20 protein-coding genes are annotated in these 24,470 nt (G+C 66.3%); 14 read left to right on the top strand and 6 right to left on the bottom strand.

Annotation, left to right across the window (positions count from 1 at the left end; genetic code table 11):
- Nucleotide 1: 1 nt before the first annotated feature.
- The 8 genes from ACJRPG_RS07605 to ACJRPG_RS07570 are packed head-to-tail and all read left to right on the top strand — an operon-like array spanning nucleotide 2 to nucleotide 10,102.
- Nucleotides 2–1,555, top strand: a complete 1,554-nt coding sequence (locus ACJRPG_RS07605; RefSeq protein ID WP_407999461.1) for a hypothetical protein — start codon at nucleotides 2–4, stop codon at nucleotides 1,553–1,555.
- Nucleotides 1,552–2,208 carry a hypothetical protein gene (locus tag ACJRPG_RS07600; protein WP_407999460.1) on the top strand — a complete coding sequence of 219 codons (657 nt, stop codon included), beginning with the start codon at nucleotides 1,552–1,554 and terminating at the stop codon, nucleotides 2,206–2,208. Before ACJRPG_RS07605 ends, ACJRPG_RS07600 begins: the two co-directional genes overlap by 4 nt.
- Nucleotides 2,205–2,651: a hypothetical protein gene (locus tag ACJRPG_RS07595; protein ID WP_407999459.1), complete on the top strand. Its 447-nt coding sequence runs from the start codon at nucleotides 2,205–2,207 to the stop codon at nucleotides 2,649–2,651. Before ACJRPG_RS07600 ends, ACJRPG_RS07595 begins: the two co-directional genes overlap by 4 nt.
- Nucleotides 2,611–3,357 carry a hypothetical protein gene (locus tag ACJRPG_RS07590; protein WP_407999458.1) on the top strand — a complete coding sequence of 249 codons (747 nt, stop codon included), beginning with the start codon at nucleotides 2,611–2,613 and terminating at the stop codon, nucleotides 3,355–3,357. Before ACJRPG_RS07595 ends, ACJRPG_RS07590 begins: the two co-directional genes overlap by 41 nt.
- 16 nt (nucleotides 3,358–3,373) lie before the next feature.
- A complete protein-coding gene (locus ACJRPG_RS07585; protein ID WP_407999457.1) occupies nucleotides 3,374–4,066 on the top strand; it encodes a prepilin-type N-terminal cleavage/methylation domain-containing protein in 693 nt (230 codons plus the stop codon).
- Between the two features lie 43 nt (nucleotides 4,067–4,109).
- Nucleotides 4,110–4,661 carry a prepilin-type N-terminal cleavage/methylation domain-containing protein gene (locus ACJRPG_RS07580; protein ID WP_407999456.1) on the top strand — a complete coding sequence of 184 codons (552 nt, stop codon included), beginning with the start codon at nucleotides 4,110–4,112 and terminating at the stop codon, nucleotides 4,659–4,661.
- A 30-nt stretch (nucleotides 4,662–4,691) separates the two neighbouring features.
- On the top strand, nucleotides 4,692–9,182 hold the full coding sequence (locus ACJRPG_RS07575) for a PAS domain-containing protein (protein WP_407999455.1): 4,491 nt from the start codon (nucleotides 4,692–4,694) through the stop codon (nucleotides 9,180–9,182).
- A complete protein-coding gene (locus tag ACJRPG_RS07570) occupies nucleotides 9,179–10,102 on the top strand; it encodes a diguanylate cyclase domain-containing protein (protein ID WP_407999454.1) in 924 nt (307 codons plus the stop codon). Before ACJRPG_RS07575 ends, ACJRPG_RS07570 begins: the two co-directional genes overlap by 4 nt.
- A gap of 9 nt (nucleotides 10,103–10,111) precedes the next feature.
- Here ACJRPG_RS07570 and ACJRPG_RS07565 read toward each other — a convergent pair whose 3' ends face one another.
- The 3 genes from ACJRPG_RS07565 to ACJRPG_RS07555 form a co-directional block, all read right to left on the bottom strand.
- Nucleotides 10,112–11,242 (bottom strand): acyl-CoA dehydrogenase family protein, encoded by a 1,131-nt coding sequence (locus ACJRPG_RS07565; RefSeq protein ID WP_407999453.1) that lies wholly within the window; start codon nucleotides 11,240–11,242, stop codon nucleotides 10,112–10,114.
- 9 nt (nucleotides 11,243–11,251) lie between these two features.
- Complete coding sequence (locus ACJRPG_RS07560; RefSeq protein WP_407999452.1) at nucleotides 11,252–12,442, bottom strand: acyl-CoA dehydrogenase family protein; 1,191 nt, start codon at nucleotides 12,440–12,442, stop codon at nucleotides 11,252–11,254.
- A gap of 69 nt (nucleotides 12,443–12,511) precedes the next feature.
- Complete coding sequence (locus ACJRPG_RS07555; protein ID WP_407999451.1) at nucleotides 12,512–13,390, bottom strand: LysR family transcriptional regulator; 879 nt, start codon at nucleotides 13,388–13,390, stop codon at nucleotides 12,512–12,514.
- A gap of 131 nt (nucleotides 13,391–13,521) precedes the next feature.
- Between ACJRPG_RS07555 and ACJRPG_RS07550 the strand changes: the two genes are divergently transcribed.
- The 3 genes from ACJRPG_RS07550 (at nucleotide 13,522) to ACJRPG_RS07540 (ending at nucleotide 16,304) form a co-directional block, all read left to right on the top strand.
- Complete coding sequence (locus ACJRPG_RS07550; RefSeq protein ID WP_407999450.1) at nucleotides 13,522–14,217, top strand: dienelactone hydrolase family protein; 696 nt, start codon at nucleotides 13,522–13,524, stop codon at nucleotides 14,215–14,217.
- A gap of 50 nt (nucleotides 14,218–14,267) precedes the next feature.
- On the top strand, nucleotides 14,268–15,242 hold the full coding sequence (locus ACJRPG_RS07545) for an alpha/beta fold hydrolase (RefSeq protein ID WP_407999449.1): 975 nt from the start codon (nucleotides 14,268–14,270) through the stop codon (nucleotides 15,240–15,242).
- A 195-nt stretch (nucleotides 15,243–15,437) separates the two neighbouring features.
- Entirely contained in the window at nucleotides 15,438–16,304 is an 867-nt protein-coding gene (locus tag ACJRPG_RS07540) for a head GIN domain-containing protein (protein WP_407999448.1), read from the top strand.
- Between the two features lie 3 nt (nucleotides 16,305–16,307).
- On the opposite strand, the gene ACJRPG_RS07535 is transcribed toward ACJRPG_RS07540, so the two are convergent.
- The 3 genes from ACJRPG_RS07535 to ACJRPG_RS07525 all read right to left on the bottom strand — a co-directional run bounded on the left by ACJRPG_RS07535 (nucleotide 16,308) and on the right by ACJRPG_RS07525 (nucleotide 21,600).
- The gene (locus ACJRPG_RS07535; protein WP_407999447.1) at nucleotides 16,308–18,440 is read right to left on the bottom strand and encodes a gluconolaconase; all 2,133 of its coding nucleotides are present in this window, start codon (nucleotides 18,438–18,440) and stop codon (nucleotides 16,308–16,310) included.
- A gap of 301 nt (nucleotides 18,441–18,741) precedes the next feature.
- Nucleotides 18,742–20,982 carry a carboxy terminal-processing peptidase gene (locus tag ACJRPG_RS07530; protein ID WP_407999446.1) on the bottom strand — a complete coding sequence of 747 codons (2,241 nt, stop codon included), beginning with the start codon at nucleotides 20,980–20,982 and terminating at the stop codon, nucleotides 18,742–18,744.
- Nucleotides 20,983–21,072: 90 nt separating this feature from the next.
- Nucleotides 21,073–21,600, bottom strand: coding sequence for a M35 family metalloendopeptidase (locus tag ACJRPG_RS07525; protein ID WP_407999445.1), 528 nt, complete (start codon nucleotides 21,598–21,600; stop codon nucleotides 21,073–21,075).
- A gap of 87 nt (nucleotides 21,601–21,687) precedes the next feature.
- Here ACJRPG_RS07525 and pdxR point away from each other — a divergent pair, with 87 nt between their 5' ends.
- The 3 genes from pdxR to ACJRPG_RS07510 all read left to right on the top strand — a co-directional run bounded on the left by pdxR (nucleotide 21,688) and on the right by ACJRPG_RS07510 (nucleotide 24,450).
- The gene (pdxR, locus tag ACJRPG_RS07520) at nucleotides 21,688–23,124 is read left to right on the top strand and encodes a MocR-like pyridoxine biosynthesis transcription factor PdxR (protein ID WP_407999444.1); all 1,437 of its coding nucleotides are present in this window, start codon (nucleotides 21,688–21,690) and stop codon (nucleotides 23,122–23,124) included.
- A gap of 81 nt (nucleotides 23,125–23,205) precedes the next feature.
- A complete protein-coding gene (locus tag ACJRPG_RS07515) occupies nucleotides 23,206–23,646 on the top strand; it encodes a carboxymuconolactone decarboxylase family protein (protein ID WP_407999443.1) in 441 nt (146 codons plus the stop codon).
- A 66-nt stretch (nucleotides 23,647–23,712) separates the two neighbouring features.
- Entirely contained in the window at nucleotides 23,713–24,450 is a 738-nt protein-coding gene (locus ACJRPG_RS07510) for an SDR family NAD(P)-dependent oxidoreductase (protein WP_407999442.1), read from the top strand.
- The last annotated feature ends 20 nt before the right edge of the window (nucleotides 24,451–24,470 follow it).

Below are 24,470 nucleotides of genomic sequence, written 5' to 3'. Positions count from 1 at the left end.
CATGCTGCCCAAACAGATCCTCTACCTCACCAGCGAGCGCCTGCAGGCCTTCTACTGGCAGCACAACGACATCACGCCGATGGCGGATTTCCCGGCCACGCAGGATGGTGTCGCCGCTTTCATGGACTATATGGCCGAACATGGCACGCGGCCGATCTACCTGATCGCGGACATTGTGGAAGAAGATTTCGCGCGCCTGCTGCTGCCCCATGTGCCGGGCCGGCCGGGCCGCCGCATGCTGGCCCGGCGCATCGAACAGCAGTACCGCGACACGCCGTTCCGGGTGGCGATGATCCAGGGCCGCAGCACCGAAGGCCGCGGCGACGATATCGTGCTGTTCAGCGGCCTCACCAATCCGTCGCTGCTCACGCCATGGATCGATGCCATGGAAGCGGTGCACGCGCCGCTGGCCGGCGTCTATTCGGCCACCCTGCTCAGCACCCCGCTGCCGGACCGCCTCGCCCTGCACCACGAACACCTGCTGCTGGTGACGGTGCAGACGGCAGGCATCCGCCAGAGCTACTTCCTCGACGGCGCACTCAAGTTCTCGCGCCTGGTGCAGGGCGGCAGCTGGCACGGCATCGCGGCCGAGACGGCGCGCACGCAGCAGTTCCTGTCCAGCGTGCGCCTGCTGGAACGCGACGACGTGCTGAACGTGGCCATCGTCACGCCGCCTTCCGCGCTCGACACACTGCTCGCGCAATGCGGCGACCAGCGCGAAACCGTCTACCACTTCGTTCCGGCCGAAACAGCGGCCATGGCAGCGCATATGAGCCACTTGCCGGAACTGGCGGATACGCTGTTCATCCAGCTGCTTGGCCGCAATGCGCCCGGCAGCCATTACAAGCTGGGCGAAAAATTCCGCTACTACCAGCTGTGGCGCGCCCGGATCTCGCTGTTTGCCTCCAGCGCCGTCATCGGCGTGGCGGGCGCCATCTGGAGCATTGCCAACCTTGCCGGCTACCTGGGCGCGGAACACGCCACCAGCAAGCTCAAAGCCGAAACCGCGCACTACACGGCGAACTACCAGCGCAGCATGTCCAGCATGCCGCCCGCCATCGAGAAGACGGCGAATATGCGGGCCGCCGTACTGATCGAACGCCTGGTGGCGCAGCACGGGCCATGGCCGCTGCATATGGCCAATGTGCTGAGCGAAGCCCTGGAGCAGTCGCCACAGATCCGCCTGCGCGAACTGGAATGGCGCGCGCTGGTGCCCGGTGCGCAGCAGGCGGTGCTCGGCACCGGCCCCGCCACCGCGGCCACCCAGGCTGCCGCGGCCCAGTCCACGCTCACGCTGGGCATTCCACGGGCACCGGCGCAAACGCTGAAAATCGAGGCCGAAGTGCTGGCCGCGCAGGACGACTACCGCGCCGTGCTCGACCACCTGAACGCATTCGCCCAGCAGCTGGCCCGCGTGCCGCGCATGGCGGTGGAAATTGAAACCTTGCCGGTGGATGTACGCTCCAATGTGCGCCTCAGCGGCCGTGCAGGCGCCGGCACGGCGGGCGGCGAAGACCGCGCCCGCTTTACCCTCAACCTGACCTATACGCCATGAGTCCCGCCCGCAAAAAAGCGGCGCCGCGCCGCATTCCCCTGCCCTACTGGATACGCGAATTCGCGCTGATCCGCACGGCGGCCGTTACCTTCGCGGGCACGGCCGGCATCGCCTTTGCCTGCGTGTTCGCCACCTACTGGCACCTGCAGGATGCGCGCGACCGGGAAAGCTACCAGCAGCACCTGCGCAACACGGCGCAGCAGAACTATGTGCATGCCGAGGCCGAGAAACAGGAAATCCGCATCTACCAGCCGCAGTTCCTCACCCTGCAGCGCCTGGGCTTTGTGGGCAGCGAGAACCGGCTGGCATGGGTGGAGGCGATCCGCCAGATCCAGGAGCAGCGCCGCCTGCTGCCGCTCACCTATGAAATCGACCCGCAGCAGCCCTACCGGGTGGAAGGCCGCCTGGCCAGCGGCGACTACCAGCTGCGCGGCAGCCGCATGTCCCTGCACATGGACCTGCTGCACGAGCTGGACCTGCTGTACTTCCTCACCGACCTGCGGCAGCGCGGCGTGTTCGCCGTGCAGGGCTGCGCGCTGCGCCGCACGGCCGCCGCGGGCAATGCGCCGCTGGCGCCCACGCTGACGGCGGACTGCGTGCTGAACTGGCTCACGCTCACGCCGCAGCCGCCACAGCGGGGAGCGGCGCGATGAAGGCCCTCTTTTCCGCCGTCCTCGCCGCAGCAGCCCTGGCTGCGGCCCTGCCGGTCCGCGCGCAGACCACCTTCATCACGATGGGACGGCTGTTCACCACGCCGGTGGAGAGAACGCAGCTCGACCAGCAGCGCAACAGCAGCGGCAGCGCGGTGCTGCCGGAAGGCGCTGCAACGCAAATGGCAGCGGCAGCAGCGCCGCCTGCCATGCCGGCCGCTCCTGCCGAAGCGGCGCCGCCTGCGCCCGAAGTGCTGCAGCTGAACGGCGTGCTCCGGCGCAGCAATGGCAAAACCATTGTCTGGATCAACAACGAGCCGCAGGACAGCTCGCCCTCGGTGCGCGGCCAGTCCATACCGCTGGACCTCGCGGGCCGCAAAGTGATTCTGAAACCGGGACAAAGCTATGACCCCGCCACGGGCGCGATCCAGGAATCCGGCCGCTAGCCGGCGTGAGCGCGGCGCGGCGCTGCTGGTGCTGCTCGCAGTCGCCAGCCTGGCCTTCGCCTCGGTGCTGATCGGGGTGTTCAGCCGCAGCGGCATCGACAGCCTGCGCGAGCAGCGCACCCTGGCTCGCCTGGCGCAAGCCTCGGAGGCGCTGGTCGGCTTTGCGGCCACGCACGGCAGGCTGCCGCGCCCCGCCGTGTCCGCGCTGGATGGCCGCGAAAGCGGACAGCCCTGCAGCGACGAGGCCTCCTGCACCGGTTTCCTGCCCTGGGTTGCACTGGGCGTGGACGGCAGCGACAGCTGGGGCAAGCTGCTGCGCTACAGCGTCACGCCGCGCTATACCGTGGCGCCGGTCCAGCGCATCTCCACCGTGGCCACCAAGCGGGTCCTGACGCGCAACACCGCCGGCGAAGTGCAGTACCTGGTGGGCCAGGGCGAATGCACGCTGGCGGCCCAGTGCGCGCCGGCCGTGGTGTTCTCGCAAGGGCGCGACGATGTGGGTACCGCCGTCACCGGCCTGCGCCAGGCCCGCACGGCGCCGGGCAATGAAGACGAACTGCTGAACGACGAAGGCGATATCGAATTCTTCCGCCGCGCCCGCAGCGACGCGCCGGCCGTGGCGGGCGGCCGTTTCGATGATCTGCTGGTGGCGATTCCGCTGCAAACACTGTATGAAAGGATGGCGGCAGCGCGCATGCTGCCCTGATGCGATGAACAAGAGCATGCAAGGCTTTACGCTGGTGGAGATTTCGATCGTGCTGGTCATCGTCGGACTGCTGGTCGGCGGCCTGCTTACGCCCCTCGGCGTGCAGCTGGAGCAGCGCCGCGCGGCCGACACCCGCAAGGCAATGGAGGAGGCGCGCGATGCGCTGGCCGGTTTCGCCGTGCGCAACGGCTACCTGCCCTGCCCCGCCATCTCCGCCAGCAACGGCCTGGAGGACCGCAGCGGCGACCGCTGCACCGGCGGGCGCCGCATCGGCTTCCTGCCTTGGGCCACGCTCGGCGTGCCGAAGCTGGACAGCTGGGGCCACCTCTACCTGTACAGCGTCACGCCCGCCTTCAGCGACAGCGCAGTGATCTTCCGCCTCAATACGCCGCGCGACATCACGGTGGCGAGCCGCGACGCGCCGGGCGCGCTGGTGCAGGCCAGCGAGAGCAACGACATTCCCGCCGTGATCCTGTCGCATGGCCGCAATGGCTACGGCGCCTACAGCGAACAGGGCACGCGCATCAGCGATATCGGCCGGCGCAATGTTGACGAGAAGGCGAACCTGAATCCCGCCGGCACGCTTTTCGTCAGCCGTGATCCCGCCGATAGCGAAGCCGCTCCGGGCGGGCCTTACGACGATATCGTGGTCTGGCTGTCGCCGAATATCCTGTTCAACCGCATGGTGGCAGCGCAGCGCCTGCCCTGAGGCCGCTGCGCTAAGATTGTTTTAAAGCGATAAAGGAGCATCCATGTCCCGACAGTCGGGTTTTACCCTCGTTGAAATTGCCATTGTGCTGGTCATCATCGGCCTGCTGCTGGGCGGCGTGCTGAAAGGCCAGAGCCTGATCGACAACGCCAAGATCAAGAATGTGATCCAGCAGGCCACGTCGCTGCAGGCCGCGGTCAATGCCTACCAGGACCGTTTCCGCGCCCTGCCCGGCGACGATCCCCTCGCCACCACCCATGTGCCGGGCGCGACCGGCAACGGCAATGGCGACGGCCAGATTGCCGAATATCAACTCGCGCCCCAGCACCTGGCGCTGGCGGGCCTGATCACTGGTTCCTTCAACGGCACCACCGACTTCATGACCAGCGCCCATGGCGGCGCGGTCTACATCTTCAACGACGCGGTGGGCGGCCGCAGCGGCAACGGCATCCGCTTCGACAACCTGCCGGACACCTATGCCGCCGAACTGGATGCGAAGCTGGACGACGGCAAGCCGGACAGCGGTGCGGTGCGGGCCACCGGTCCCTATACGAATAACGGCACCATCATCACCCGTACGGCCATCTTCTTCTGAGGCTTGGGCGAAAGCCTGCCCTGCGTTATCATGAGCCGGCATCCACCACCGGAGGGAGAAGTGCTGCGGGACGAACCCTGGGATCCCCTGCCATCGATACGCTCGCAAATCACCTTGCTGGTGCTTGCCTGCGCCTTGCCTGCCCTGATTGGCCTGGGCCTGCTGATCCTGCATTTCTACCGCCTGGAGCACCAGCAGGCCACCCTGGATGGCAGCCGCATGTCGCGCGCGCTGGCGGCGGCGGTGGACCGCGACTTGCGCATTGGCGAAAGCGTGGGCCTGGCCCTGGCCGGCTCGCCCAGCCTGCAGACCGGCGATTTCGCCGCGTTCCGCGCCCAGGCAGCCGCCCAGCTGCGCCCCGGCTTCCCGGCCGAGCAGATCGTGCTGCATGCGCCGGACGGCCAGCAGCTCGTCAATCCATCGATACCCGAAGGCCAGCCGCTGCCCCACCCGGCCAACGCCGAGCGCCTGCGCAAAGTGCTGGAAGGCGGCAAGCCGCGCCTGTCCGACATGTTTATCGGATCGCTCACGAAGCGCCCCCTGTTCGCCTATGACATCCCGGTGGCGGTCAAGGGCCGGCCCGAATATGTGCTGAGTATCGTCTTCGTGCCGCAAGCGCTGGGCAACATTATCGCGGAGCAGAAGCTGTCGTCCGAGGCAACGGTCATGCTGCTGGACGCGCGGGGCACTATCGTGGCCCGTTCGCACGGCGACGGCGCCGGCAATATGGCCGATCCCGCCCTGCTGCAGCACATCAGCGCCGAAAACGAGGGCACGGTGAGCGCGGCGGTGGCCGGCGGCACCCCGGTCTACGCCAGCTTCAGCCGCGCGCCGGGCAGCGGCTGGACCGTGGTCGTCACCATTCCCGAGTCGGACCTGGTCAGCGACCTGAAGAAGTTCACCTCCCTGATCTCGGCCGGCATCCTGATCCTGCTCGGCGCGGGCTTCCTGCTGGCCTGGTCGGTGGGCGGCAGTATCGGGCGCTCGGTGCAGGCCCTGATCGGGCCGGCGCGCGCGCTGGCCGCGGGCACGCCAATTGTTCTGGAGGACATGAGTGTGCGCGAAGCGCATGAGGTGGCCCAGGCCCTGCGCCAGGTGGAGGTGGACATCATGCGCCACCGCAACGAACTGGAATCGCTGGTAGCCGAACGCACCGCCCAGCTGGCCGACTCCAAGGCCCTGCTGGAGAACGTGTATGCCACCGCGCCGGTCGGCCTGAGCTTCGTCGATCCCGAACTGCGGGTGGTGATGATCAATGAATACCTGGCCGCCGTGAACGCGGCGCCGGTCAGCGCCCATATCGGCCGCAGCTTCGGTGAGCTGATCCCCGACGACAAGGTGCGGCATGATGTGCGCCTGGCCTACGAACAGGTGCTGCGCACCGGCCAGCCCATCGTGGACGTGCCGCTGAGCGGCGCCTCGCCCGCCTGGCCAGGCCGCGTGAATCACTACCTCACCGGCTACTACCCCGTATTTGCCGCCGATGGCCGGCTGGTCGGCATTACCGGCCTGCTGCTGGACGTGACGGCGCAGAAGCAGACCGAGGCTGCGCTGCGCCAGTCGCGCCAGATGTTCCGCTCGGTGGTGGAGCACATGCCCGCGCTGATCTTCGTGAAGCGCGCGGCCGACCTGCGCTATGAAATGCTGAACCGAGAATTCGAACGCCTGATGGGGCGTCCGCGCGGCGACATGCTGGGCAAGAACGACTTCGAGCTGTTCCCGCCCGCTGAAGCGGAGCGTTTCTCGGCCGGCGACCGGGCCGCCCTCGACTCCGGCGAGCTGCAGGAGCTGGCGGACGAAGAGCTCACCAGCGCCGACGGCGCCACGCATATCCTCAGCACGCGCAAGGTCGCGCTGCGCGACGAGAGCGGTAAGCTCAGCCATGTGCTGGGCATGGCGATCGACATCACGGAGCGCCGCCGTGCCGACGACGCGCTGCGCAACGCCTCGCTGCAGCTGGCCCGCAGCAATGCGTTCCTGCGCACGGTAACGGACAACCTGCCCGGCATGGTGGCCTACTGGGACAGGGAGCTGGTCTGCCACTTCGCGAATAAGTTCTTCCTCGCCTGGCTTGGCAGCACGCCGGAAAAAGCCATCGGCGCCCCGGCCCATGCGCTGATGGATGCGGAGCTGATGGAACAATTGCGGCCAAGGGTGGAGGCGGTGCTGAAAGGGGCCCCGCAGAACTTCGCACGCGAGGTGCTGGGACCGGACGGCGATACGCTGTACCTGTGGGTAAACTACCTGCCGGACCTGGACGAGCGTGGCCGGGTGCGCGGCTTCTTCATGCTGGCGTCGGACGTCACGGAGATCAAGCGCAGCGAATTGCGGGCCGCCGCCGCCAGCCGCGCCAAGAGCGAGTTCGTGGCCAATATGAGCCATGAGATCCGCACGCCGATGAACGCCATCATCGGCCTTGCGCGCCTGCTGGAGGAAGCGCCGCTGGAGCGGCGCGAACGCAGCTATGTGTCGCGCATCCAGCTCGCCACCCAGGCCCTGCTGGGCGTGGTGAATGACGTGCTGGTGTTCTCGCGCATCGAAGCGGGCCAGCTGCAGCTCGAGATCAACACCTTCCGCCTCGACCACATCCTGGCCAGCACCGCCGTGCTGACGGCGGGCGCCGCCTGGGACAAGGGTATCGAACCGGTGTTCGATATCGACCCGCTGCTGCCGCCCGAGCTGGAAGGCGACGCCATGCGCCTGCAGCAGATCCTGGTCAACCTGCTGAGCAACGCCATCAAATTCACGGCCAGCGGCGAGGTGGTGCTCACGGTGCGGCTGGCGCGCGCCGAGCCAGAACGCCTGTGGCTCTCGTTCAGCGTGCGCGACACCGGCATCGGCATCACGGCCGAGCAGCAGGAGCGCATGTTCGAAGCCTTCACCCAGGGCGACAACAGCACCAGCCGCCGTTACGGCGGCGCCGGGCTTGGCCTGTCCATCAGCCGCCGCCTGGCCGGCCTGATGGAAGGCGAAATCACGGTCGACAGCAGGCCGGGCAAGGGTTCCACCTTCTGCCTGACGGTGCCGCTGCGCCCGGCGCCCGATACCGAGCCGGAACGCGCCATCGGCGACGACCTGCGCCGCCTGTGCGTGCTGGTGGTGGACGATAACCCGAGCGCGCTGCAGGCCATGACGACGGCGGGCAGCGCATGGCAATGGCAGATGTACACGGCCACGGACGGCGCCGGCGCACTGGCCCAGCTGCGCCAGCTGGCGCATGCGGGCCAGCGGCTGGACCTGCTGGTCATCGACAGCGCCATGCCCGGGCTGGACGGCGTGAGCACGCTGACCCAGGCCCGCGCCGAATACCAGGGGGTCTTCCCGCCAGTCGTCGTCACCGCCTCCGAAACCGCCAGCGAAGACCTGCTGCAGCTGGCGGAGGGTCTCGATATCGGCGATGTGCTGGCCAAGCCGTGGACGCCCGCAGGGCTCTGCAAGGCGATCCGCGGCGCGCGCAGCGGCCACCGCGCGCCCGGCGAGCTGCAGCAGCATACGCCCCTGTCCGGCCGCCTGCCAGGCCTGCGCGTGCTGCTGGTGGAGGACAATGAGATCAACCAGGAGATGGCGCAATACATCCTGCTGCACGCCGGCGCCCGGGTAGAGATCGCGGCCAACGGCAAGATCGCCGTTGACATGCTCACCGAGCACCCGGCCCGCTGCGATGCGGTGCTGATGGACCTGCAGATGCCGGTGATGAACGGTTTCGAGGCTACCGCGGCCATCCGTGCCCTGGGCCTGGTGCGCCTGCCCATTGTGGCCATGACCGCCAACGCCATGCAGGAAGACCGCGAACGCGCGCTGGAAGCCGGTGTGGATGAACACATCGCCAAACCGATCGACGTGGAAACGCTGATCGCCACCCTCACCCGCCTGGTGCCCGGTATTGCGGCAGGCGCCGCGCCGCCGGCCGCCCGCGACAGCTCGGGACGCCCGGACAAGGTGCCGGGCATCGACCTCGATACCGCGTTGAACCGCATGGCCGGCAACTACCCGGCCTTTGTCGGCCTGTTGAAACGCTTCGAGAACTCACAGGGCGGCGCTGTCGCCGAGGTCAGGGCCCAGCTGGCGAACCAGGGCCGTGAACAGGCCGCCCTCACGCTGCACCGCCTGCGCGGCGTGGCGGCCAATCTCGGCGCGGTGGACGTGGCGCGGCTGGCGACACGGGCCGAAGCGGCCCTGCACGAACGCGACGAAGCCAGCCTGGCCATGCTGCTGCCGGCCCTGGAACAGGCCATCGGCGTGGTGACGGAAGCCGCGCGCACCCTGCCCCTGCCGGTGCAGCCCGCCCCTGCCCCGGCCGGGACCGAACGCATGAATCTGGTGCAGGGCCTGGAGGAGCTGGTATCCTTGCTTCGAAATAACAATTTGAGAGCGCTGTCCAGCTACCAGGCGTTGCGTCCGGCCCTTGAGGAACAGGGAGCCGTGGCCTTGCCCGCCCTGTCCCGCGCCATCGAAACGCTGGACTTTGCGGCCGCCGAACAAATGGTGGCGACGCTGCTGAAACGAATGGATACCGCATGAGTTGGACCGACCTGGCCGCGCACGGCCGCATCCTGATCGTCGATGACGCGATGGAGAACATCCAGATCCTGCACCATGTGCTGGGCGAGGAGCATGACGTCCTGTTTGCGCTGGATGGCGAAAAAGCGCTGGAGATCGCGCGCACCCAGCGGCCCGACCTGATCCTGCTGGACGCCATCATGCCCGGCATGGACGGTTTCGAGGTCTGCGCCGCGCTGCGCGCCTCGGCCGAACTGCGCTCGATTCCCGTCATCTTCGTCACCACCCTGTCGAACCCGGAAGACGAAACACGCGCACTGGAAGCCGGGGCCATGGACTTCATCGCCAAGCCCTTCAACGTGGCGGTGGTGAAGGCCCGCGTGCGCACCCAGCTCACCATTAAACGCCAGGCCGATGCGATGCGCGAGCTGTCGTTGACCGACGCGCTCACCGGCGTCTCCAACCGCCGCAGCTTCAGCGATACGCTGCAAAGCGAATGGCGGCGCTGCCTGCGTTCCGGCACGCCGCTGGCGATGATCCTGATCGATATCGACCACTTCAAGCTGTACAACGACAGCTACGGCCACCAGGCCGGCGATACCTGCCTGCAGCAGGTGGCCGCCGCCATGAAGCGCTGCATATTGCGCCCGCAGGACATGCTGGCGCGCTACGGCGGCGAAGAGTTTGTGGTGCTGCTGCCGGAGGAGGACATCGCAGGCGCCGAAGTAGTGGCGCGCCGCCTGCAGGAGGAAGTGGCGGCGCTGTCCATCCCGCACCGCAATTCCCCGACCAGCAACCAGGTCACGATCAGCATGGGCGTGGTGAGCATGCTGCCCGGCGAGGCCAGCTCGCCGGACCAGCTGGTGCGCGTTGCCGACACCCTGCTCTACGAAGCGAAGGAGAGCGGCAGGAGCCGCTACAAGCTGGCGGCGCCTGCCTGAAGCGCTGCCTCAGGCAGCGTCGCGGAATCCCGGCTGCGCCGCGAAGCGCTCCAGGTGATGCTGCACATCGCCCAGCGTGACAGCTATCATCGTCAGGCGCTTGAAGTAGTGGGCGGCAGGCAGCTCGTCCGTCACCCCCATGCCCCCGTGCAGCTGCACCGCCTGCTGGCCGATGAAGGTCGCGGCCTGCCCGATACGCACCTTGGCCGCGGACACGACGCGGCGGCGCTCCTCCGCATCCGGCGAAGCCACCTTGACGGCGGCCAGCATCGCCATCGAACGCGCCTGCTCCAGGTGGATGAACATATCGGCCATGCGGTGCTGCAGCGCCTGGAAGCGGCCGATCGGCGCGCCGAACTGCTGGCGCGTTTTCAGGTAGTCCAGCGTGGCGGCAAAAATGGCATCCATCGCCCCCAGCGCTTCCGCGCATAGCAGCGCGGCGCCGTAATCCGCTCCCGCCTCCAGCAGCGGCCAGCCTTGCCCCTCGGCGCCCAGCAGCGTGGCGGGAGCATGGTCGAAGGTGATATTGGCGGCGCGCTGGCCGTCGATCGTGCGGTAATCATGCACCACCAGGCCGGAAGTACCGGCATCCACCAGGAACAGCGAAATGCCATCGGTATCGCGCTGGCCGCCGGCAGTGCGCGCCGATACGATGAAGGCATCGGCCTGGCCGCCATGCAGCACCACGGTCTTGACGCCGCTCAGCGCGAAGTCGCCGCCGCTGCCGGTTGCCTTCACGGCGATATCGTTCAGCGCATGGCGTGAATGCTGCTCGCCGAAAGCGCAGGCCAGCTTTGCCTCGCCGGCGGCGACCTGCTCCAGCAAGGCTTCCTGCCCGCCGGCCAGCTGCAGGTAGTGCGCGCCCAGCACCGTGGCGAAATACGGCTCCACCACCAGCCCGCGTCCCAGCTCCTGCATCACGGCCAGCATATCGACCGCCGTGCCATTGAAGCCGCCCTGCGCTTCCGGCACCGGCAGTGCCGTCATGCCCAGCTCCACCAGGGTCTGCCACGCGGCATCGGACACGCCGGATTCGGAATGGATGATCTTGCGGCGTGCTTCGAAGGAGTAGTCCTTGTCCACCCAGCGGCGCAGCGCGTCCGCGAACTGCTGCTGCTCTTCCTTGAATTGAAAGTCCATGCTGCCTCCTTACAGGCCCAGAATCATCTGGGTGATGATGTTCTTCTGGATTTCGTTCGACCCGCCGTAGATGGAGGTCTTGCGGAAGTTGAAGTAGTAGCCCGCCAGCGGCGCGGCGTCGTTGTCGCCGCCCGCAGCATGTTCGGTCTCGCCTTCCAGGTATGGCGCGTCGAACGGCAGGGCCGCAGGGCCGAGCGCTTCCAGCATCAGCTCCGTCAGCATCTGCTGGATCTCGGAACCGCGCACCTTCAGCAGCGAAGCCTGCGGGCCGGGCGCGTGCTCCTCCTGCGCGATGGTGCGCAGCACCGTGACCTCCAGCGCCATCAGCTCGATTTCAAGGTTCGCCACCTTGGCGGCATAGGCCGGATCGTCCAGCAGCGGCTTGCCGTCCTTCTGCTGCTGCAGCGCCAGCTTCTTCAGGAACAGCAGCTCGCGCTTCGAGCGGCCCACGGCGGCGATGCCGGTGCGTTCGTGGCCCAGCAGGTACTTGGCGTAGGTCCAGCCCTTGTTCTCCTTGCCGATCAGGTTCTCCACCGGCACGCGCACATTGTCGAAGAAGACTTCGTTCACCTCATGGTCTTCGTCGAGCATGATGATGGGGCGCACCGTGATGCCTGGCGTTTTCATGTCGATCAGCAGGAAAGAGATGCCCTCCTGTTTGCGCACATTCGGGTCGGTGCGCACCAGGCAGAAGATCATGTCCGCATGCTGGCCCAGCGTGGTCCAGGTTTTCTGGCCGTTGACGATGTAGTGATCGCCATCGCGTACGGCGCTGGTCTTCAGCGAAGCGAGGTCGGACCCGGCGCCCGGCTCGGAATAGCCCTGGCACCACCAGTCGTCGCAATTCAGGATGCGCGGCAGGTAGTGCGCCTTCTGCGCCTCGTTACCGAAGGCCATGATGACCGGCGCCACCATATTCACGCCGAAGGGCAGGATGGGCGGCGTGCCGGCGCGGGCGCACTCCTCTTCCCAGATATGGCGCTGCACCGCGCTCCAGCCGGGTCCGCCGAATTCCACCGGCCACGCGGGCGCGGCCCAGCCCTGCTGCGCCACGATCTTATGCCAGCGCACATAGTCTTCGCGCTGCAGGCGGCGGTGCGCGCGCACCTTCTGCTGCAGGTCCGCGGGCAAATGCCGGTCCAGGAAGCTGCGCACCGTGGCGCGGAAGGCCTCGTCCTCTGCCGAATAATTCAGGTCCATGCTGTCTCCTCGTTTGCCGCCTTAAAAAAGCACGGTCGTTCCAAACGATTGTACCGCAGATCGCAGGGCTCAGGAACAGAGTTTGTGGCGGTTTTCCTGGTAGAGCTGGGTGAGCCATGAGGCCACGGTCTTGAAGCGGCCGATATTGCCCGCATCGCGGTGGCTGAGCAGCCAGAGTTCGCGGCAGACCTCGGCGCCGCTGAGGCGCTGCAGGCCGGCCTCCTCGGCCATGATGCAGGGAAGCAAGGCCATGCCCGCGCCCGCGCGGCAGGCCTGCACCATCGTGCTCAGGCTGTTGACCCGCAGCGCGATGCGCGGCCGGGGCTCAAGGCGCGCCAGCCAGCGCATCTCGGGAATGTGGGCCAGCGTTTCCTCATACGCAATCCAGGGCTGGGCGCCCCAGCGCTCGCGCGGCGTATCCGCGAACACCGGGGCGGAAAAGACGGCCCAGCCGATATCGCCCAGCTTGCGCATCACCAGCGCCGCATCATCGGCGGGCTGGGCAAGGCGCAGCGCGAAGTCGGCTTCGCGCCGCGTGAAGGACACGTTCTGGTTGTCGGCCAGCATCTGCAGCTCCAGCTCGGGATGCTCGGCATGCAGCGCAGGCACGTGGTGCACCAGCCAGTGGTCGAACAGGAAGTCGATGGAATTGATGCGCACCGTGCCTGCAATGGTCTCCGCTTCCTGCGTGGAGGCCAGCAGCATGCTTTGCACATTGCCATACACCGCCTCGCCGTATTCCACGAAGACCTGGCCTGCCCCGGTGAGCTGGTAGCGCGTGTTGTCGCGGATGAAGAGGCGCAGGTTCAGCGCTTTCTCGGCAGCCGCGATGCGGCGGCTGATTGTGGAGCCGTCCACCCCCAGTTCGCGCCCCGTTGCGCTCATGCTGCCCGTGCGCGCGAGCGAGAGTATCAGGGGGATGTCGTTCCAGTCAAAGTCGCTTGCCATTGGTTCTTTTCCGTATTCTTCCTATTGGCGGATCCGCATTTTTGCAAAGTGATCTTGCAGCAATGTCCGTTCTCATTTGTGTTTTCGCCGCCTAAGATTCACTCCATTGCAACGCAGCCAGGGAGCTTCAAATGAGCGAGAAACTGAATATCAACACGCCGGACGGCAGCTTCGACTGCTACGTCGCACGCCCCGCCCTCGCCGGCACGCACCCGGTCATCGTCGTGCTGCAGGAGATCTTCGGCGTCAACGCCGGCATCCGCAGCATCGCCGACAGCTATGCCGCCAAAGGCTATATCGCCGTGGCGCCGGACCTGTTCTGGCGCGCCGAGCCTGGCCTGTCCATGTCCGAAGACAGCGAAGGCGACTGGGCCAAAGGCTTCGCCCTCTACAGCGCCTACGACTTCGACAAGGGCGTGCAGGACATCGCCGCCACCGTTGCCGCCGCCCGCGGCATGCCGGGCGCAAACGGCACGGTGGGCGTAACCGGCTATTGCCTCGGCGGCCTGCTCACCTTCCTGAGCGCAGCCCGCATCGGCGCCGACGCCTGTGTTGCCTACTACGGCGGCGGCACCGAGAAGTACGTGGCCGAAGCCCGCAACATCAGCGGCCCGCTGCTCTACCACCTGGCCGGCGAGGACGAATACATCGGCAAGGACGCGCAGGCCGCCATCAAGGCGGCGCTGTCCGGCAAGCCCAATGTGCAGCTTTATACCTACCCTGGCCGCAACCACGCTTTTGCCCGTCCCGGCGGCAGCCATTACGACGATGCCGACGCGAAGCTGGCGAACGGCCGCACGGACGCTTTCTTCAAACAAAACCTGTAACGAATGTAGCACAGCACTTTCACCCTCCACTCACACCAAAGGAAGAAACCATGACTACCAATTCCAACGACAAAAACGTCTCCCAGTCGCGCCGCTCGGCCCTGATGGGCAGTGCCGGCCTGGCCGCAGCGGTGGCGCTGCCGATGGCCGCCGCCGTATCGGAAGCCACGGCCGCACCGGCCGCGCCGGTGAAACGCAGCGCCAGCATCTTCACCACGAAGGAAGGCGTGCAGCTCTATTACAAGGACTGGGGCAAGGGCCAGCCCATCGTGTTCAGCCACGGCTGGCCGCTGAGCTCGGATAGCTGGGAATCGCAGATGTTCTTCCTCGCGAACAACGGCTTCCGCGTGATCGCCCACGACCGCCGCGGCCACGGCCGCTCCAGCCAGCCCTGGGACGGCAACGACATGGACCACTACGCCGACGACCTGGCGCAGCTGATCGAGGCGCTGGACCTGAAGAATGCCATCCTGGTCGGCTTCTCCACCGGCGGCGGCGAAGTGGCGCGCTATGTGGGCCGCCATGGCACCAAGCGCGTGGCCAAGCTGGTGCTGGTCTCGGCGGTGCCGCCGATCATGGTCAAGACGGCGGACAATCCGGGCGGGCTGCCGATCGACGTATTCAACGGCATCCGCAAGGCGCAGGAAGACAACCGTTCCCAGCTCTACCTGGACATTCCCTCCGGCCCCTTCTACGGCTTTAACCGTCCGGGCGCCAAGGTCTCGCAGGGCCTGATCCAGTCCTGGTGGATGCAGGGCATGATGGGCGGCCACAAGAACACCTATGACTCGATCAAGGCCTTCTCGGAGACCGACTTCCGCAAGGATCTGGAAAAGTTCGACAAGCCGACGCTGATCATCCACGGCGACGACGACCAGATCGTGCCGATCGACGCCGCCGGCCGCGCCTCGGCCAAGATCGTCAAGCACGCCAAGCTGCTGGTCTACCCAGGCGCCCCGCACGGCCTGACCGACACCCACAAGGACAAAGTGAACGCCGACCTCCTCGCCTTCGCCCGCTCCTGACACCCTGGGGTCAGGCACCCCATGTCATACCCGAGCCCGTGTCCACCTTGGTGCCTGACCCCAAGGTGGACACGGGCTCGGCCGTTAACTCACCGTTCATCCTGCGAAAAATGCAATTCGTCGCATGGAGACGGTGGCGGAAACGGCGGGGAGATAGGATGCGGGCACTGGATAACTTATAACAAGGGATATCAAATGCGCCTCTCCATCATTTCCTCCGCTGTCCTGGCCCTCGCCCTCGGCGGCTGCGTGATCGTTGTGCCAGGCGACGGCAAGAGCTATAGCTGGTCGTCCTCGTCCGTGCAGGGCAACGGCAGCGTGACCACGGAAAACCGCAGCATCGCCGCCGCCGCCGCGCTCGATATCGAAACCCGCCGCCGCGTGGATATGGACGTGGAAGTGCGCGTCGGTCCCGCCGCTTCGCTGCAGATCGAAGGCGACAGCAACCTGCTGCCGCTGGTGCATACGGAATCGAACAACGGCAAGCTGCGCATCTGGGTCGATGATGAACTGCGCACCTCCCAGCCTCTGCGCGTGCGCTACACCACCCCGCAACTGAATCGCCTGGATGCCAGCGGCAGCCTGCGCACCCACGTCAGCGGCCTGAATGGCGGCAACCTGGCCGTGTCGCAGAACGGTTCGGGCCGGGTTGAACTGCGCGGCCGTGTCGACCAGCTGGACGTGATCAACAGCGGTTCCGGCAGCACGCTAGCGGATACGCTGGAAGCGGGCGGCACCCGCGTTGCAGTGCACGGCTCCGGCCGCGTGAGCCTGGGCAATGTGCGCGGCGAGCAGCTGATGGCCAAGGTGCACGGTTCCGGCAACCTGAGCGCCGCCGGCACGGTGCGCACCCTGGATGTGGCGGTCTACGGTTCCGGCGACGCGCGCCTGTCCGGCCTGCGCAGTGAAATCGCGGACTTGTCCACCAACGGCTCCGGCGATATCACCGTCGCCGTTTCGCAGTCGGTGCATACCAATACCAACGGCTCCGGTTCCATCACTGTCTACGGCAATCCGCCGCAGCGCAATGTGAGCGGCAAGCGCACCACCTTCGTGCAGTAATCCTTATTCGATAACGATAGGCAGGTCGCGGCCCTGGGTCGCGACATTCCCTGCATAGTCGGCGGCGATGATGCGCAGCGTGTAAGCGCCCGGTTCGATGCCGCCGATATTCCACATCGCAGGCAGCGCCTGCCCTCCCTCCAGCGTATTGTTGACCGCGTAGGCGAACTGCGTGGACTTGCTGCCGTAAACCGTAATGCCGCTGTTCGGCGCGTAGACCAGCTTCACCGCCTCGCGGTTGCGCGGCAGCCGGTCGTAGACCTGCGTAATCACCGGCTGCTCGTAGCCCGGCGCCGGCGTACCGTCCTCCTTCAGCAGCTGGTAGCCGAGCCGGTAGATGCCGAGGCGGCGCCGCGCCAGGTTGCCGTCCATCTGGTCGAAGATATCGGCCACGATGCTCACTTCCTGCAGCGCTCGCGGCACGTGCAGCGGCTGGCCGCGCTTGCCCGGCAGGCGCTTGCCCTGGGCATCGGTGAGCAGGATGCTGCGCACTGTCGGCGCAATCGTGTCCTGCAGGCCGATGAAAGGCAGCATGAGAGGATTTACTACGCCGCCGCCCGGATAGTAGTCGAGGTGCACATGCGCCATCGCATTCACCGTGCCCAGCGCATCGCCCACGGCGAAACGCGCGCCGCGCCGCACCCGCACCCGGTACGGCTTGTTCTTCTCGCCGCGCAGCAGCTGGAACTGCCCGCCCAGCGGTTTGTCGCGCCCTTCCCTGCCAACGCGCATATGGATGTAGGAGATCGGCCCGATGCTGATGCCTTCGCTCAGCGTGCCGAAGCCCCAGTTGGGCAAAGGGTCCGTTACCTTGGCCGCCTCCACCGCCACCACGGTTTCGCCGACGCCCGCCTGCACGTCCAGGCCCGCATGGAAGTGGTCGCGGTTCTCGCCATTGAAGCTGCCGCGTACTTCGCCCATCAGGCCCACCACTTCGCGCGCTTCGTTCTGCGGCTTGACCGGCCATAGCATGGGTTCCTTGCGCTGCGGCAGCGGCGCCACCGAGGCCTGCGCCGGCGCAGCCTCGCCCTTGCGCGGCACCGCCAGCCGATGCAGGCGGAACGCCATGCCGTCGCTCACCAGCAGGCTGCCTTCCGGTTCCACCGCCAGCCCGCGCGGCGCGAACAGCTGCACGGTGCCGTCGCTGCCCACGCCGTGCGGACGGTCCGCGTCTTCCAGCGGGTGGTATTCGCCATTGGGCCGCATATGCAGCACACGGCCGCCGGAACCGGTGGAGATATAGAGATGGCCGTCGCGCGTGAGCGCCAGCGCAGCCGGCCGGCGCAGCATCGGGCGGTTCTCGTCTTCCGGCGGTGCTGCGACGGTGCTCAGCGTGCCGTCCTTGTCCAACTTGCGCACCTTGTCGTTGAAGGTATCGGCGATATACAGCGTGCCGTCTTTTGCCACCGCGATGCCGGTCGGCGTATCCAGCTGGGCGGACAGCGCGGGGCCGTCGCTGTCGCCCGGACGGCCATTGCCTGCGATGGTGCTGACCGTGCCGTCCGGCGCGATGCGGCGCACGCGGTCGTTATAGGTGTCGGTGACGAAGACGTTGCCCTCCTTATCGAGCGCAATGCCGATGGGGCCATCGAAGCGCGCTTCGGCGCCCTTGCCATCCGCGAATCCCGCCTGGCCGTTGCCTGCCAGCGTGCTGACCACGCCCTGCGGTGTGACCTTGCGCACCGCATGGTTGCCGGTATCGGCCACATACAGGTTGCCGGCCCTGTCGATGGCGATGCCCGACGGCGTATTGAAGGCCGCCGCCGCGCCTTCGCCGTCGGCGTAACCTTCTTTTCCACCAGCAAGGGTAACGACCTGTCCTTGCGTAGTAATTTTACGGATCCGGTTCGCATCGCCACCATCGGCGACATAAATATTGCCGTGTGCGTCCGCAACAAGCCCGAAGGGATCGGACCAGCGCGCCTGGGCCAGCGCACCATCCACCACACCGGGCACACCGTCGCCGCTGATGGTGGTGGTTCGCGCGGTCCAGTAGTCGGGTGTCTTGCCGGTGATCTGGCGAATCACGTTCAGGGGCGAGCGGCCGGGTTCTCCCTGCTGGGCATAGTAGTAATAGCCAGTTGCCGCAACGGCAATGGCGGCGGCGAGGGCCGCAAGTGTCAGCTTTAGTTTCAATTGTCAGCGTGTCATGTGGTCCGAAGCCGGAAGCTTAACCGATCGGGCGCATCCATGGTGCGGCGCAGGCCATCTTGCCCCCTGCCAGGCACGGCAGCCAAAAAAAAGCCCGCTACGGGAGCGGGCTAAGTCTATTTCCTTGGAGGAGAATAGAGGAGACGATTCCATTATGCTGCGCCGCGCCATATCTTTCAAGTTTATTGTAGTGATACTAGATATATCATTGCTGAATATGTTGCTTTGGCGCAAAAGAAAAGGGCCTTGCGGCCCTCTCCTACCCTCCTAAGGTTCTTTGCGCCGCTTATTTGTCGGCGGCGTATGGCAGCACGCGGGATGCCAGGCGAGTGTCTGTTTTCAGCAGCGCCACCTCGTCCGCCATGATGTGGACCGCTTCGTTCAGCAGCACGTCCTTGGCGTTTTTGGCCGCTTTTTCGGCATCCAGCTCGGCCGCCAGCGAGCGTTCATCCGCCTGCAGGCCGTCATCGGTGCGGCTGGCGCCCTTCACCGGGGTCGCCTTCGCGGCCGACTTCTGGCTCGCCGGTTTCGGGCTGATGGCGCGGTTCAGCGAGTCTTTCGGATCAGCGACCGGAATCGGATCGTCCGGCGAAGGACCGGCGTTCAGGCGCGCCTCACGCAGCTTGGCGCGGGCTTCCTGGGCATCGCGGTCCTTGCGGCGCACCGCTTCGTTCAGCGACACCAGGTTGTCCTTGCGCTGCTTCTTCACGTAGGCGATGTCCTCGATCAGGTATTGCAGGTCCTTGTCCTTGGCCACCCGCGCTTCATGCTTCTTGTCCAGCAGCGGAATGATGTCCTTCACTTCACCGGCCGGAATGTAGACCGCCGGCTTCACCACGGTGTACGGCAGCGCGTTGTCGTAGCTCGATTCGCCGAAGTTGTCGGCATCGGCAATCGACGGCAGCTTGATGTCCGGCGTTACGCCGCGCAGCTGGGTGGTGCCGCCGTTGATACGGAAGAACTGCGCAACCGTCATCTTGAGCTCACCCAGGCGCTGCTTGTCGCCCTGGCCGAAGCGGTCCAGGTTGATCAGCGTCTGCACGGTACCCTTGCCGAAGCTTGGTTCGCCGATGATCAGGCCACGGCCGTAATCCTGGATCGCCGCCGCAAAAATCTCGGAAGCGGAAGCCGAACCGCGGTTGATCAGCACACCCACCGGGCCATCCCAGGCCAGGCCAGGCAAGGTATCGTTCTCCACCTCGACACGGCCTTCGCCGTTGCGCTGCTGGACCACCGGACCACGGTCGATGAACAGGCCGGTCAGCTCCACCGCTTCGGTCAGTGAACCGCCGCCGTTGTTGCGCAGGTCGATGAGCACATTGTCCACTTTCTCCTTCTTCAGCTCACCCAGCAGGCGGGCTACGTCGCGGGTGGCGCTCTTGAAGTCCTTGTCGCCACGGCGGCGCGCTTCGAAGTCCTGGTAGAAGGTCGGCAGCGAAATCACGCCGATACGGCGTTTGACGGCGCCGTCGCGCACTTCGAGAATCGACTTCTTGGCCGACTGCTCTTCCATGCTGATCTTCTTGCGCACCATCGACACCACGAACGGCTTGGCATCCGGACCGGCATCGGCGCCCAGCACCTGGATGCGCACGGTGGAATCCTTGGCGCCGCGGATCAGCTGCACCACGTCGTCGATGCGCCAGCCCAGCACGTCGGTCATGGCGCCGTTGTCGCCCTGCGCCACGGCCACGATCTTGTCGCCCACTTTCAGCTTGTTGGACAGCGCCACCGGGCTGCCCGGCACGATCTCGCGGATCACCGTGTATTCGTCACGGGTCTGCAGCACCGCGCCGATGCCTTCCAGCGACAGGCGCATGGCGATGTCGAAGTTTTCGGAAGCGCGCGGGCCGAGGTAGTTGGTATGCGGCTCGATGGACATGGCGTAAGCGTTCATGAAGATCTGGAATACGTCTTCATTATTCAGCTTGCGCGAGCGCGTCACGTAATTGTCGTAGCGCTTGTCCAGCGTTTCGCGGATGCCCTTGTCGTCCTTGCCCGCCAGTTTCAGGCGCAGCCAGTCGTTCTTCACGCGCTTGCGCCACAGTTCCTTGATTTCGGCGTCGTTCTTGGCCCAATCGGCTTTCTCGCGGTCGAACTGGTAGCTTTCGTCGACCGTGAAGTCCATCTTGGCCTTCAGCAGCTCGCGCGCATAGGCCATGCGCTCATTGAAGCGCTGCTGGTACAGGTTGTAAATATTGAAAGGCAGCTGAAGGTTTTCGCCGACGATTGCGTCATCCAGCTTGGTCTTCGCGCTTGCGAATTGGTCAATGTCGGCCTGGGTGAAAAACAGCTTGTCCGCATCCAGCGACTTGAAATAGCGGTCGAAGATCTTCTCCGACATCGCATCGTCCAGTGGGGTAGCCTTGTAGTGGTAGCGCGACAGCACGCGCGAAGCCCACAGCGCGGCCTGCGTTTGCTGCGCAGCGGGCTTGAGCTGGACGTCTGCGGCCTTGTCGGTTTGGGCAGCGCCTGCGTAGGCGGACAGGATTGCCAGGGACATGGCGGCCAATACTTGCTTCTTCATCGGCATTTACTCCGGACGTAATGTAGTGATGTGCGTCTCATTCTACCTGATGAAACGCCTTTTGCTGGAGGGTAGTGTCACGCAGCTGGCTTAAGCCCACATTAAATGCGCGCCCCATGCCAAAAGGGCAAGCGCCGCGGCCGGCCAGGAGCGCAGCGCCACTTTCCAGTCCACCGCCGACGGCCAGCAGGACAGGAACTGCGGCGCCAGCAGGAAGGCCAGCAGGATATCGCGCGATTCGAAGCGCCAGCCGGGCTGCGTGCGCCACAGCGCCGCCGCCAGCGGAATGGCAATGATGAGCAGCGGCGCCAGCGCCGCGGGGGCGGCGTTATACCAGCGCACCCGCGTCAGCACCACCGAGCCCAGCTCCCAGCCCCTGCCTGAACGGCGCGGAATCACGGTGAACGAGGCGGGCCGCGCACCGGTAATGAGGCCGATCGTGAAATGCGCCAGCTCATGGCAGATGGTGCCCGCCAGCATGAACACATGGAATAGCGCGAAGCGCCGCGACAGGGCCCGGATCAGCAGGGCCAAAGCCAGCGACGGCCCCAGGTAGACCAGCACATCGCGATGCGCGCACAGCCAGGCCGGCGCAAGGGCATTGCAGCTCAGGGACATCGCGGTCTTGCCTCCTCCATTCGAGCGCCCAATCTACCCGCTTTGGGCACTGCGCTCAAGGAGAATTGATGGGTTAAGATCGGCGCCATGGAACTGCACCTGATTATCGAGGGCAAGCGCGACCTGGCGGCCCAGGTCTACCGCCAGCTGAGCGAGGCGATCCTGAGCGGCCGCCTGGCCCATGGCCAGCAGGTGCCGCCTTCCCGCCTGCTGGCGCAGCAGCTGGGCATTTCGCGCAAGCCGGTGGCGGAAGCCTACAGCCGCCTCAGTTACGAGCAGCTGCTGGCCGGCCAGCCGGGCCGCGGCACCTTCGTCAACGCCCCGCCTTCGGCAAGGCCTGCCGCGCCGCGCGCGCAGGCGCTGGCCGCTGCGGCCGCGCTGGCGCGCTGGAAGCAGTTCGACAATCCGCTGCGCAAATTCGCCAAGGAAGGCCGGGCGCAGTACGACTTCATCGGCGGCAGCCCTGCTGCGCCGCACTTTCCTGAGGATGACTGGCGGCGCGCCGTGAACGCTGCGCTGCGCGCCGAGCGTGCCCACCGCACGCGCTACAGCGATACCGCCGGCATCCCGGAACTGCGGCAGGCCATCGCCCGCCACGCGGCCTATGCGCGCGGGGTGGCCACGGATGCGGCGCACATCATGGTAACGAACGGCGCGCAGCAGGCGCTGGACCTGCTGGCCCGCGTGCTGCTCGAACCCGGCGCCTGCGTGGCCGTGGAGGATCCCGGCTACCCGGCCGCGCGCCAGCTCTTCGCCAGCCACGGCGCCCGCCTGGCGCCGGTGCCGGTGGACGCCGAAGGCATCGTCGCCGAACGGATTCCCCGCGATGCGCGGCTTATCTACGTCACCCCGGCCCACCAGTTCCCCCTCGGCATGCCCATGAGCGAAGCCCGCAAGGCTGCCCTGCTGGCGCGTGCGCGCGAGATCGGCGCCGTGATCATCGAGGACGATTACGATTCCGCCTTCCGCTACGAAGGCCGTCCCGCGGACTCGCTGCAAAGCATGGACAGCCACGGCCTGGTGGTCTACGTGGGCACGCTGTCGAAAGTGCTGATGCCGGAGCTGCGCATCGGTTACATGGCCGTGCCGGAGCCCCTGCTGGAAGCACTGCATGTGGTGCGCCACCTGAGCGACTGGCACAGCCCCACCCTGACCCAGCACGCCGCCGCCCGCTTCATCGAAGACGGCGCCCTGCTGCGCCATGTGCGCAAGCTCGGCGCCGTGTATGCCACCCGCCGCGAGGCGCTGCAGCGCGGTTTCGCAGGCCCGCTGGCGCCCTGGTTCGAACTGGTGCCCGCCACCGCCGGCTTCCACATGACGGCATTGGCCAGGCACCCGCTCGATATCGAGCTGCTGGTGCGCCTGGCACGGCGGGTGGACGTGGGCCTCTACAGCATCCGCGGTTTCTATGTGGAGCAGGAAGCGCTGCCCGGCCTGGTGATGGGCTTTGGCGCCATCGAAACGCTGGACATCGCGCCGGCGCTGGCGCGCGTGCTCGCCATCCTGCAGGAGATGGACACATAAAAATCGGCGGAATTGGCTACCCGCAGCCCTGTTGCGGCAGCCCACAATGGACTCCATCGCAAACTACTGAAGGAGTCCACCATGCAAGCACGCCTCGATTTCTACACCGCCTCGCCAGACGTTCTGAAAGCCATGATCGCGCTGGAAACGGCCACCAACAAGCTGGGCATCGATCCGGTGCTGATGGAACTGATCAAGCTGCGCGCCTCGCAGATCAACGGCTGCGCCTTCTGCGTTGACATGCACAGCGCCGACATGCGCAAGGCCGGCGAAACCGAGCGCCGCATCGCTGCCGTCGTGGTATGGCGCGAAGCCCCTTTCTTCACGCCCGCCGAACGCGCCGTGCTGGCGTGGACGGAAGCCCTGACCCGCATTGCCGACACCCACGCGCCGGACGCCGTCTATGAAGAACTGGCCGCCCATTTCAGCCCGAAGCAGATGGCGGATATCACGCTGGCCATCAACACCATCAACAGCTGGAACCGGCTTTCCGTGGGCTTTCGCAAGCTCCCGGCTGATTAATTGAACAATCGTTCCAATATTGTGCTAGAGTTCGTTCTGGAACGACCATTCAATTAAAGGAAAGCCATGAACAGCACTCAAAAAACAGCACTCGTCACCGGCGGCTCGCGCGGCATCGGCGCGGGCATCGTCCGCCGCCTGGCCGCCGACGGATACGCCGTCGCCTTCACGTACAATGCCTCCGCCGGGCCCGCACAGGCGCTGGCGGATGACATTGCGGCAACCGGCGGCAAGGCGCTTGCCATCCAGGCCGACAGCGCCGATGCCGGGGCGATTCACGCCGCGGTGGAGCACACCGTGGAGACCTTCGGCCGCCTCGACGTCCTCGTCAACAGCGCGGGCATCTACAAACTGGCGACCGTGGACGAATTCCCGCTCGACGATTTCGACCGCATGCTGGCCGTGAACGTGCGTGCGCCCTTCGCCGCCATCCAGGCCGCATCGCGCGTGATGCGCGAAGGCGGCCGCATTATCACCATCGGCAGCATGGCCGGCCAGCGCGTGGGCTTCCCCGGCGCGGGCGTGTACGGCATGACCAAGACCGCCGTCGCCACCATGGTGCGCGGCGCCGCCATCGACCTGGCGAAGCGCGGCATCACGGTCAACAATGTGCAGCCCGGCCCCACGGAAACCGACATGACGCCGGGCACCGGCGAAATGGCCGACCGTATCCGCAGCCTGGTGCCGCTCGGCCGCATGGCCAGCCCGGCGGAGATCGCCGATATGGTGGCCTACCTGGTGCGTCCCGAAACAAGCTTCATCACCGGAGCCAGCTTCACGATTGACGGCGGCATGTCCGCCTGATTTACAATCGCCCTTTTCCC

Origin of the sequence: Pseudoduganella rhizocola, assembly GCF_045984285.3 — a bacterium.
Classification (GTDB): Bacteria; Pseudomonadota; Gammaproteobacteria; order Burkholderiales; family Burkholderiaceae_D; genus Rugamonas.
The sequence above is the reverse complement of the archived record's forward strand: the minus strand, read 5'-3'. Positions and strand labels throughout refer to the sequence as shown.

Bases quoted from the DNA above. Each gene is read 5' to 3' on its own strand.
- ACJRPG_RS07545 (WP_407999449.1), top strand. From the start codon at position 14,268: ATGACTACCAATTCCAACGACAAAAACGTCTCCCAGTCGCGCCGCTCG.
- ACJRPG_RS07540 (WP_407999448.1), top strand. From the start codon at position 15,438: ATGCGCCTCTCCATCATTTCCTCCGCTGTCCTGGCCCTCGCCCTCGGC.
- ACJRPG_RS07570 (WP_407999454.1), top strand. From the start codon at position 9,179: ATGAGTTGGACCGACCTGGCCGCGCACGGCCGCATCCTGATCGTCGAT.
- ACJRPG_RS07575 (WP_407999455.1), top strand. From the start codon at position 4,692: ATGAGCCGGCATCCACCACCGGAGGGAGAAGTGCTGCGGGACGAACCC.
- ACJRPG_RS07585 (WP_407999457.1), top strand. From the start codon at position 3,374: ATGCAAGGCTTTACGCTGGTGGAGATTTCGATCGTGCTGGTCATCGTC.
- ACJRPG_RS07580 (WP_407999456.1), top strand. From the start codon at position 4,110: ATGTCCCGACAGTCGGGTTTTACCCTCGTTGAAATTGCCATTGTGCTG.
- ACJRPG_RS07510 (WP_407999442.1), top strand. From the start codon at position 23,713: ATGAACAGCACTCAAAAAACAGCACTCGTCACCGGCGGCTCGCGCGGC.
- ACJRPG_RS07560 (WP_407999452.1), bottom strand. From the start codon at position 12,442: ATGGACCTGAATTATTCGGCAGAGGACGAGGCCTTCCGCGCCACGGTG.
- ACJRPG_RS07600 (WP_407999460.1), top strand. From the start codon at position 1,552: ATGAGTCCCGCCCGCAAAAAAGCGGCGCCGCGCCGCATTCCCCTGCCC.
- ACJRPG_RS07525 (WP_407999445.1), bottom strand. From the start codon at position 21,600: ATGTCCCTGAGCTGCAATGCCCTTGCGCCGGCCTGGCTGTGCGCGCAT.
- ACJRPG_RS07605 (WP_407999461.1), top strand. From the start codon at position 2: ATGCTGCCCAAACAGATCCTCTACCTCACCAGCGAGCGCCTGCAGGCC.
- ACJRPG_RS07530 (WP_407999446.1), bottom strand. From the start codon at position 20,982: ATGAAGAAGCAAGTATTGGCCGCCATGTCCCTGGCAATCCTGTCCGCC.
- ACJRPG_RS07555 (WP_407999451.1), bottom strand. From the start codon at position 13,390: ATGGCAAGCGACTTTGACTGGAACGACATCCCCCTGATACTCTCGCTC.
- ACJRPG_RS07550 (WP_407999450.1), top strand. From the start codon at position 13,522: ATGAGCGAGAAACTGAATATCAACACGCCGGACGGCAGCTTCGACTGC.
- ACJRPG_RS07595 (WP_407999459.1), top strand. From the start codon at position 2,205: ATGAAGGCCCTCTTTTCCGCCGTCCTCGCCGCAGCAGCCCTGGCTGCG.
- ACJRPG_RS07565 (WP_407999453.1), bottom strand. From the start codon at position 11,242: ATGGACTTTCAATTCAAGGAAGAGCAGCAGCAGTTCGCGGACGCGCTG.
- ACJRPG_RS07590 (WP_407999458.1), top strand. From the start codon at position 2,611: ATGACCCCGCCACGGGCGCGATCCAGGAATCCGGCCGCTAGCCGGCGT.
- pdxR (WP_407999444.1), top strand. From the start codon at position 21,688: ATGGAACTGCACCTGATTATCGAGGGCAAGCGCGACCTGGCGGCCCAG.
- ACJRPG_RS07515 (WP_407999443.1), top strand. From the start codon at position 23,206: ATGCAAGCACGCCTCGATTTCTACACCGCCTCGCCAGACGTTCTGAAA.